Below are 9,318 nucleotides of genomic sequence, written 5' to 3'. Positions count from 1 at the left end.
CAATACCATTGGATTTTCCCCAAATTTATCGATCAATAATTTTGGTGAAAAAATGGATTTTTCAGAAATTCCGTTGATCAGACCTAGATTCTTTGGGAGCTTTTCCCTACCTCCACCCCGAAAAATCGCCCTTTTTCCTAACTTTTCCCCAAATTCCGGTAATGTTGCCCTCAATTCTCAATCATATCGATTATTTATTTGACTTTGAAACAGCCCTGCCTCCCAGGAGGGGAAGAATTGAGAATTTATGTGGGATAATTGATTTTATTTTTTATTCTTGGAGATGTCTAATGAATTAAGAACAATTTTTATTATATCAAAGTGGAGTAACATAACTAGGATTTTCTGTATAATTAGACATAATTTAACTCCTGTTTTTTTCAAGTATTAATCTCAATATAGCATTTTTATCATCAATTTGAAACATCGACTCGCCAAAGTTGCCCGGAAACTGCAGATTTTAATTCCCACTGCTTTGCTTTCATCGCCGATCGCAGTTTCCTAGAAGGACGAAACACAAAAATCTCAGACTCACCTGTAACCATCTCCAAATTTGGCAGTTGACTCAACAACAACTGTACATTATCATCTAATAGATAGCTGAGTGAAATCATATTTCCAATATTTGTATAATCATCACCTATATCGCTCAATAATAGTGGGTAGTCACTAGCATTAATTTTTTTTGCTACCTCAGCATTAAAATAACTAGGGGTTTTATTCCACCAAGTATCAGAAACAGTGCTGATACCACAGGATAAAATACTTGCTGTCAATAATATTACCAAAACTACTCGCCATAATTTTTCCTTACTAAACAAAAAGAGGCGATCGCCTAACTGATGCGAAACATTATCCTTACCTAAATACCTTGAGAATAAATAAGCAACGGATAAATATATTGCTGGAAAGCAGGAAATCAGATAACGAGTGACCCCAGAGCGTTTTCCACCCCATAACAAATCAGGTATTACTAATATTATGAAAGGTACAAAAATCGAAGTCAGAATAAATAATTTTGTGGAGCGACTGCAATAACGACAAACTGTATAAACCCCCAAACCAATAATGATTAAAAATGGCAATCTCAGTAAATATGTAGCAATATTGTCAAAGCCAAAATCTAGGTCAATAAACAAAGAAGAAAAACTCAAAATCCACTTTTTTACTAAAAAATTGAAGCCTACTGATACTCTTGCCCAATTTGTAGCATCATAAGCTCTTTGCAGATTATTTATTATTACAAATATCCAAGGAATGTAGAGAATTATTATTGCTAATACAGCAATGAAAAATTTCCAAGGTAGTGTTTGAATTAAAAGTTTAATTTTTGAGGAGTTAGATTTTTTGTGATAGGAAATTTTATCTATATCATTTGAGAGAAACGAATTACTAAGAACAAATACTCCTTGAGCTATCATCGTTAAACAAAAAAACAAATGGGTATATAAACCAACAGCACAAACTACACTATATAATCCCCAATTCTTCCAATTTGAATAATGCAGAGATTTCAACAATAAAATGCTACTACTAGAAATAATTAAAGTAACTAAACTATATTGTCTGGCTGTTTGAGCAAGCAAAATTTCAAAGGGTGATAAAGCTAAAAATGTAGTTGCTAGTAAAGCGTTTAAATGGGAATTAAAAAGTTGCCAAGCCAGAATATATATTAAAGGCAAAGATAATAAACTGATTAATGCGGGCAAACTACGAGATGCTTTTATAGAAGCACCAAATTGTTTCATCCAAAACCGAGCCATCAAATAATATAAAGGAGAATGATGGGGGTTTTCAATTATCAGAGATTCAAGAGTGTCTTTGAAGGTACTTTCTGGTTTAATTTCTTGATATTTTTGCAGTTTTTGAGCAGGAATAATTTGGTCAATAAATTCTTGGCCAAGGTCAGCCATCTTAAAACCTGATGCTCGTAAAGAAGTATATACTTCATCATGCCAATAGACTTTTTTATCGAGGTTGAAAAAACGGAACCCGATGCCTAAAGTTATGGCAATAATTAGTAATATGATTAAGATTTGAGATAAATTTTTCTTTTCAAATTTGAGAGAAATCATTTTTTTATAGGTAAGAAGGAAGAAGCAAGAAGGAAGAAGGAAGAAGATGTTTAGTTATCTGGGGGATTAATTTTCTAGAAAAGAAGAAAGAAGATGTTTAGTTTTCTAATACCAATTAACTCTAAGAATGTCACAAATAGTCAGTAACTTATGATGTAGAATAATAAGCTGAAATTATTGCCAGCGTCAATACTTTAAGTCTATCAACTTTCACTTCTAATATCATGTCCGGTTGAACAGTGATAAATAAATAACTACGGAGGAGTCAGGAGTCAGTCCTCAGGAGTCAGGAGTAAAGAGGGAAGAAAGAAGAAGAACTGGAGTTGAAGGAGAAAGTTTTTTTATAACTAATTATCCGGACATGATATAACTTCTAACTGTTTTGAGTGCGTTTTACATTCTAAGTAAACCTCGCCAATTAGCACTCGCTTTTGACTTCTGACTTCCGTACCTTTCCTTCAATTGCTATAAATATTCATTTATAGATATAGCAATATAAGAGGAGATTTTTGGGAAAATTTAAAATATTTATACTGTTATCTTTGGAAAAATTATATCATGTTCGGTAAATCAGTTACGATATGTCATTGCGAGCGGAACGAAGTGAAGCGAAGCAATCACAGTACTTTGCGATTACTTCACTCCGCTATCGCTACGTTCGTAATGACAACTGTTCAAACGGACATGATATTATATGTTTTAGGTGAAGAAATTTTTGATTTAGCAACTATAGTAGATTTGGAAAACTGCCTAGCTAATCAACAAGTAAAACTGCTAAATATATAGGGAGTGAAGTATCATACAGCAGATTCCAGGTATATGAAGTACAAACATTAACAATTAAACGTTCCTAGTGCAGGCATCTTGCCCGCGACGGGTGTACCTCACGCCTGGTGGAATTCGCTGTATCATCCAACTCCCCCGCTCTCTTCAAAAACTGATATCATGTCCGCTGGTATCGGAGCGTGTAAACCCAAAGGTGAATATCTACAGGAAGTTTAAGTTTTTTTCTTGCTCTTAGGTATTCCTGACTGTTCCCTGTTCCCAGATCCGGTGTTCCCTACTCTTGCTATACAATACCGATGCTACCGGACATGATATGACTCAGATTCATACTTTTATTACCCAGGAGTTGAAGGGGTGAGAATTATCCTCCACCCGCTGTCTCAATCTTTCTAACTCCTAACTATTTCAAAATCAAACAAACTTACTCCCTTTCGGCCAACCATACAATTGTAATCTGTAGAAAAAGTTGGGGAATAAAGCAAACAAATACTTAAAAATCTTAAATCCCAAAGGCTCATCATAAGTCCCCACCCATTCCTTACTATTCTCAATCCAATTAACAATTTTCTCAGCAACCTTATCCCCAGAGGGAGCAGAATTAACTCGATTAGCCCGAATCTTATAAGCCTTATCATTCAAACGATTCACTGGTGCCCAAGCAAACTTACCAGAAATAGCACCAGGACGATACAACCGCAGGCGAATCATATTTTTACTGGAATGATAAACAATTGGCCCGACACCAGACCAATAATAATGCAAGGCAATTTTGCCAGAATGATAGACAGGTCCGAAACAAGAAGGACTCCCATCAGCAATTGACCCAATGGCAATCACATCCAAAGGTCTACTCCTGGGTAACTTGGCTGCCTCAGCACCAACTACTGCAGGCCAAGTATAGTTCACCCGGTTCATCGACTCCACCAACTCAACTATGGGAATTCCACCCTTTCCTACTTCTGTCTCAATTTGACCAGCATTCAAAATCACCACATCCGGGTCATACTCAAATAGTTTTCTGGCATCCTCAATAGTTTCTTGGGGAGAAACACATAACTCATCAAAAAAATCTCCCTCTAAACTGGATTGACGAGTCACACCAACAACCCGCCATCCCCGTGACTTATAAGCTTTACCCATCGCACTACCCAAAGTGCCTGAAATTCCAGTAATTACAACAGTTTTCATTTAATTTTAAAGTTTTATCTAATTTCAATACCTGCGCTCTCCGATCAGGGAGCATCAGGATGTTTGTGTAGCATGACCTAGGAAAACTAAAGCCAGTAGATTATACAGAAAATATGTTAAAATATCAATATTAGACATCTCCAGAAAAGAGGGAGTAGGGAGTAGGGAGTAGGGAGTAGGGGGAAAGGATTAATAATTTTTGTGCGATAATTGATTTTATTTTTTATTATTGGAGATGTCTATTAGACATCATTTTACTTTTGATGATTTGGGTACGTTATGCGATCGCGCTTCCACATACTCTTTTTCTCTATTATTGATAACTACTAAGGGTTTCCAGGTTTTTTTTATGCTGAAAAAGTGCAAGATTTGTAGATCTTTTCGTCTCAAAATTCTAATACCTTTCCCCTGAGTATCAAACTTTTTCAGCAAACCCTAATAATTATTAATTATTAATTATTAATTGTTTTTCAAAGCCAACCAGCAAATTCCTGAGTAAAGCGATCGCCCAAAATAGCATCTCGAATACGTTGGGTAAAGCGAATTAATTCTGTAACATTATGAAGAGACAATAGGGTGTAACCTAAAGACTCCTTAGCTCTTACTAAATGAGCCAGATAAGCTCGACTAAAATTTTGACAACAATAACAAGGGCAAGACTCATCAAGAGGAGTATAATCTTCTCGAAACTTAGCATTTTTCAAATTCCACCTCTCTCCTTTAACCAAAGCTACCCCATGTCGTCCTAAACGAGTTGGAATTACACAATCAAATAAATCTATGCCAGAAGCGATCGCTCGTACCATTTCTCGGTAAGTACCAACCCCCATCAAATAACGAGGCTTATCTTCTGGCAATAAAGGAGCTGTGACTTTGACTATATCATCTATTAGCTCGCCAGGCTCTCCCACACTTACCCCACCAATAGCATAACCTGGCAAATCCAAATCTACTAACTGCCTTGCTGCTACAGAACGCAGATCGGGATAAACGCCACCTTGAACAATACCAAAGAGAGCCTGATCCTGACGCTGATGAGCCTCAACGCAACGCTTCAACCATCGATAAGTACGATTTGTTGCCAACTCCACCTCTTCCCTACTCGCTGGGTAAGGGGGGCATTCATCAAAAGCCATAATCACATCAGCTCCTAATTCATTCTGAATTTGGATCGAACGCTCTGGAGTTATATCAATAATACTACCATCACGAGGCGAGCGAAATTGAACGCCTGTTTCGCTGATAGTTCTGATTTCTCCTAAACTAAATACTTGGAAGCCGCCAGAATCAGTTAAGATTGGCCCATTCCATGCCATAAATTTATGTAGCCCACCAGCACCAGCTATAATACTTTCTCCAGGCTGTAAGTGAAGATGATAAGTATTTGCCAATACCATCTGCGCACCAGCTTTCTCTAACTGAGCAGGTGTGAGAGTTTTAACAGTTGCTAAAGTCCCCACAGGCATAAATCTAGGCGTATCTACACTACCATGAGGAGTCAAAAAAACACCTGCACGAGCTTTTGTGTTGCTACAAAAAGCCTGATAATGAAAGGAAAAGTTTTGGGACATGATAGTTAGGTATTAGCAATTAAAAAATTCTAACTGTTTTCTCTAAACTAAGAACAATTTATTTGCTCTGCCTAATTTCGTTCTGCTGAACTTATCTAAACTTACCCAAACCTAGCTTTGAGCTTTGGGGATAAGCTTTCTGCTTTGCTAAGGCAATGATGCGCAAACATTGAAAACTAATACCTCATAGACTGTAACTTATCTTCGTCTACAGGCTTAAAATCTGCGGGAACTTCACCTAATATAAAGTTTCACTATAACATAAGCTTTGCCATTTACCACTAAAAAATTTGAAAAAAAGTATATTTAGGTAAAATTCCAGCTTCTGTTTTTACCCCTATTTTTTATCCTTTCTGCTTAAAAGGGGCAATCATCATCATCAAACTGCATATCCCAATTAGACGATAAAACTTGATCCATTACTGCGTCAAAAGCTGCAGCATTGATATTTTTGTGAGCTTGTTCTGTGAGAGGGTTTGACAGAGGAGTTAGTCTTAACTGACGTCCTTCGGTAATTAAATCAAAGTGTGTTTCTTTTTTTGACGATTGTCCAAGCTCTAAGTAATCAAAACTAAGTACATTTAAGTATATTGAATGATTAGCAACTAAAGTTGACCGTTGACAATCCGCAAATACTTCTAGTATGTATCCTTCACCCCGGCTCTGAATTTGGCCATCTTGAGTATGGATATAGCGGACTCTACCTAAATCGATCAATAGTCTTTGCATATCACGTTTATTGACAACTATGCCACTGTCAATTATGCAAGGAGCAGATACTCTCTGGTCAAAATTATTAGAACTCATATAGCAAAAGCCTCTGAATTTGATAGAAATTTATCAGAACATTTTTTTGTTCTGAGTTATTTTAGATAGTGCTATTCTTGTTCCAATTCTGGCATAGTTTCTTGGAGTATGAACCAATAATATGGAAATCCAGCTTGAAATATGCACAAAATTTCATGGAAAAGGAAACGATTTATGTGACAGCTCCCGTGGCTAAACTCTTGCGAGCTATAGCGCGGGCTTCTCGTTGACTCCCGGCAACCCGTCGGACATTTCACGTTTGCGAAGCGTCTGTGCAGGAGAAACTTTGGTTTTACTTCCCCGTGCTGCCCCACCGCAGAAGGAGTAGATATTGATTTCTCGCTCTACCTACTGGACTGACACACCTTAAATGGTGCATTAGATTCAATTCAAAAGTCAAAAGTCATGCATTCAAAAGTAAGTCCTGTTCAAGTTAAAAGCTAATGCACAGTTTTAGATGTGTCAGTCTACTACGTTCGGTGAAAGTTTTACATACAATCAAGCTGTACTTTGAATGCACAATTCCTTGTAAAACCCTGTACCTTCAGTTGTCTAGGTTCATTTTGTAGGCGGCAGTTAGCTCTTGAAATAACTTTACCTATATCATTCATTTTACCAGCATTTTGCCCACCATTCGCCCCGTCGCTAATCCGGAAGGATATAGAGCGGGGCTTCTGGCGGTTGGTGCTAACAACAGCTCATCTAGGGCAAGAGTTTCATAATTTTCATCTATAGTTTGAATTTTTTATACATTTCATACTATGTATATTTAACTATGTATCCTTGAAATCTTTTAAGTCTATACATGAATATACTGTATACTAACTTTTTATCATACAAAATTAGTTTTGTCTACTCTTCTATTCTTAGTTAATTTGATTTGAAACAAATGCAGCAAATATTATTTTTTTTGATAATATAGTCAACGAGAAAAAGCCAAGTTAAAAAAATATTGGGTGGTAAAAAATATTGCTCCAAGTAACTAGGAAAACTCTGATAAAGCTCAGTGCTGGAATTGCATTTTATACCTGCTTACCAATTCCCCATACTTGGAACTTGGATTTTAATGGTATTGCTCGTTTCGCTCCTTTGATAGGATTGATGGTGGGGGGTATCCTTGGGCTAATAGATCTTGGATTACAAGTTTTAGGAATGCCTATACTCACTAGGTCTGCTGTAGCAATTATATCTGGAATTGCCTTAACTGGTGGTTTACATTTGGATGGGGTGATGGATACTGCTGATGGGTTGGCAGTGCCAGACCAAAAACGAAGATTGGAAGTAATGAGTGATAGTGCTACGGGAGCTTTTGGAGCAATGGCGGCGATCGCTCTATTGTTGCTAAAAATTACAGCTTTAACAGATTTAGATAGCGACCGCTTTTTAATATTAATGGGAGTAGCAGGTTGGGGGAGATGGGGACAGTTAGTAGCGATCGCTCGTTACCCCTATCTTAAACCTACTGGAAAAGGAGCATTTCACAAGGAGGCAAAATATTCGATTTGGGATTTCCTCCAAAGTCTACTTTTATTGCTGAGTATCAGTGGAATCCAAATTTTATTAAACCCTGAAAGTTGGTTAGTAGCTTCTGGGATGGCAATAGGAGGAATAGCGATCGCTCTGTTGACAGGTGCTTGGTTTAACTATCGTTTGGGCGGTCATACTGGGGATACTTATGGTGCTGTGGTTGAATGGACAGAAGCGTTATTATTGTGTATTTTGGTTACTTTGGAATAGCTTATTTAGATAAGGCAGAAGGCAGAAGGCAGAAGGCAGAAGGGAATATTGGTTCAAAGGGAGAAGGTTTTTTTCTCACGCTATTATCCGGGCATGATATTACCCATAATCACCATATATAGTAGACTATTGGTAGTGGCGTGACACAGCTAAAACTGTGGATTAGATTTTTTCCGATAATTCGGATTTAGGCAAGGTTTGACCATTTTTTTCTAATACACCATTTAAGGTGTGTCACGCCAGTAGTGGATTGTTTCACCTAAAATAGTGCATTAGCTTTTTTTCGTCACCCCATCCCCCCATCACCCCATCCCCCCATCACCCCATTTTCTAATGCAACATTTAAGATGAAACAGTCCAGTAGGGTGTGTTAGCGGCAGCGTAACACACCAAAACCCTATATCTATAATCAGTGCGTAAGTATTATATGTGTTTTAGTTGCTGTAGTATAAAAATTATGATAATTACTCATTGCTACAAAATTCAGCCCACCTGTGAACAGTCAGTCAAAATTGATTATTGGCTAGAACTGTTACGAAGGCATTACAATTATGCGTGATAGCCAAAGACTAGATTGGTTAAATAGAACTAAGAGAACTTCACAACCCTTTTCTATCAAACTTTTAGAATTTTTGTCTTGTACTTAATTTAATATATATTGATACCATGGGAAATTTATTATTGACCAAAAAATAAGGTATCCTCCCCTTTCAAGGGGATGAAAAAGCGGTCGTTTTGCTACGCAACATGTTTGCGGAGCATGACCTAGGAAAAAGCGGAGCTTCCCGTAGGGTGGGATGGCGTTTTGCTCCGCAACATATAAAGCGGAGTGGCTCTGATAAGAGCGGGTTTCCTCGCCATATCCAATCGACTAATATCATGTCCGGTTGAATACTTATAATTAAGATAGTAGGGGAGCGGGGGAGTAGGGGAGTAGGGGAGTAGGGGAGTAGGGAACCCACCCCTAACCCCTCCCAGGAGGCAGGGCTGTTTCATTCTCGATAGACACGGGGACACGGAGACACGGAGACACGGGGATGAAGGCTTTTAAGCGACGTTGAACCAAATATTCTCTTAGAGCCTAAAGACGCGTACTTTGCTGAAAAATCGGCAAATTTTGGCAAATTTCACTGTTCCACTATCCCCTCATCTTC

General features: G+C 37.7%; 7 protein-coding genes. 3 read left to right on the top strand and 4 right to left on the bottom strand.

Features of this window, described 5'->3' with window-relative positions; all coding sequences use genetic code 11:
- Positions 1-413: 413 nt before the first annotated feature.
- Positions 414-2,075 carry a glycosyltransferase family 39 protein gene (locus F6K54_RS33570; RefSeq protein ID WP_293087809.1) on the bottom strand — a complete coding sequence of 554 codons (1,662 nt, stop codon included), beginning with the start codon at positions 2,073-2,075 and terminating at the stop codon, positions 414-416.
- Positions 2,076-2,738: 663 nt separating this feature from the next.
- Here F6K54_RS33570 and F6K54_RS33565 point away from each other — a divergent pair.
- Complete coding sequence (locus F6K54_RS33565; RefSeq protein WP_293087807.1) at positions 2,739-2,861, top strand: hypothetical protein; 123 nt, start codon at positions 2,739-2,741, stop codon at positions 2,859-2,861.
- A gap of 411 nt (positions 2,862-3,272) precedes the next feature.
- Here the strand turns inward: F6K54_RS33565 and F6K54_RS33560 are convergent, their stop codons facing one another.
- The 3 genes from F6K54_RS33560 to F6K54_RS33550 all read right to left on the bottom strand — a co-directional run bounded on the left by F6K54_RS33560 (position 3,273) and on the right by F6K54_RS33550 (position 6,427).
- Positions 3,273-4,049, bottom strand: a complete 777-nt coding sequence (locus tag F6K54_RS33560; protein WP_293087804.1) for an SDR family NAD(P)-dependent oxidoreductase — start codon at positions 4,047-4,049, stop codon at positions 3,273-3,275.
- Positions 4,050-4,519: 470 nt separating this feature from the next.
- Positions 4,520-5,620 (bottom strand): tRNA guanosine(34) transglycosylase Tgt, encoded by a 1,101-nt coding sequence (gene tgt / locus F6K54_RS33555; RefSeq protein WP_293087802.1) that lies wholly within the window; start codon positions 5,618-5,620, stop codon positions 4,520-4,522.
- Between the two features lie 357 nt (positions 5,621-5,977).
- A complete protein-coding gene (locus F6K54_RS33550; RefSeq protein ID WP_293087799.1) occupies positions 5,978-6,427 on the bottom strand; it encodes a hypothetical protein in 450 nt (149 codons plus the stop codon).
- A 969-nt stretch (positions 6,428-7,396) separates the two neighbouring features.
- On the opposite strand from F6K54_RS33550, the gene cobS reads away from it, so the two are divergent.
- Entirely contained in the window at positions 7,397-8,164 is a 768-nt protein-coding gene (gene cobS / locus F6K54_RS33545) for an adenosylcobinamide-GDP ribazoletransferase (RefSeq protein ID WP_293087797.1), read from the top strand.
- Entirely contained in the window at positions 8,140-8,286 is a 147-nt protein-coding gene (locus tag F6K54_RS33540; protein WP_293087812.1) for a hypothetical protein, read from the top strand. The genes cobS and F6K54_RS33540 overlap by 25 nt, the downstream gene beginning before the upstream one ends.
- The last annotated feature ends 1,032 nt before the right edge of the window (positions 8,287-9,318 follow it).

Source organism: Okeania sp. SIO3B5 (genome assembly GCF_010692555.1).
Classification (GTDB): Bacteria; Cyanobacteriota; Cyanobacteriia; order Cyanobacteriales; family Microcoleaceae; genus Okeania.
Note: the sequence above shows the minus strand (reverse complement) of the source record. Positions and strands in the feature narration are given on the sequence as shown.

Excerpts from the sequence above, each read along its gene's own strand:
- F6K54_RS33570 (WP_293087809.1), bottom strand. The coding sequence starts at position 2,075 with ATGATTTCTCTCAAATTTGAAAAGAAAAATTTATCTCAAATCTTAATC.
- F6K54_RS33565 (WP_293087807.1), top strand. The coding sequence starts at position 2,739 with ATGACAACTGTTCAAACGGACATGATATTATATGTTTTAGGTGAAGAA.
- F6K54_RS33560 (WP_293087804.1), bottom strand. The coding sequence starts at position 4,049 with ATGAAAACTGTTGTAATTACTGGAATTTCAGGCACTTTGGGTAGTGCG.
- tgt (WP_293087802.1), bottom strand. The coding sequence starts at position 5,620 with ATGTCCCAAAACTTTTCCTTTCATTATCAGGCTTTTTGTAGCAACACA.
- F6K54_RS33550 (WP_293087799.1), bottom strand. The coding sequence starts at position 6,427 with ATGAGTTCTAATAATTTTGACCAGAGAGTATCTGCTCCTTGCATAATT.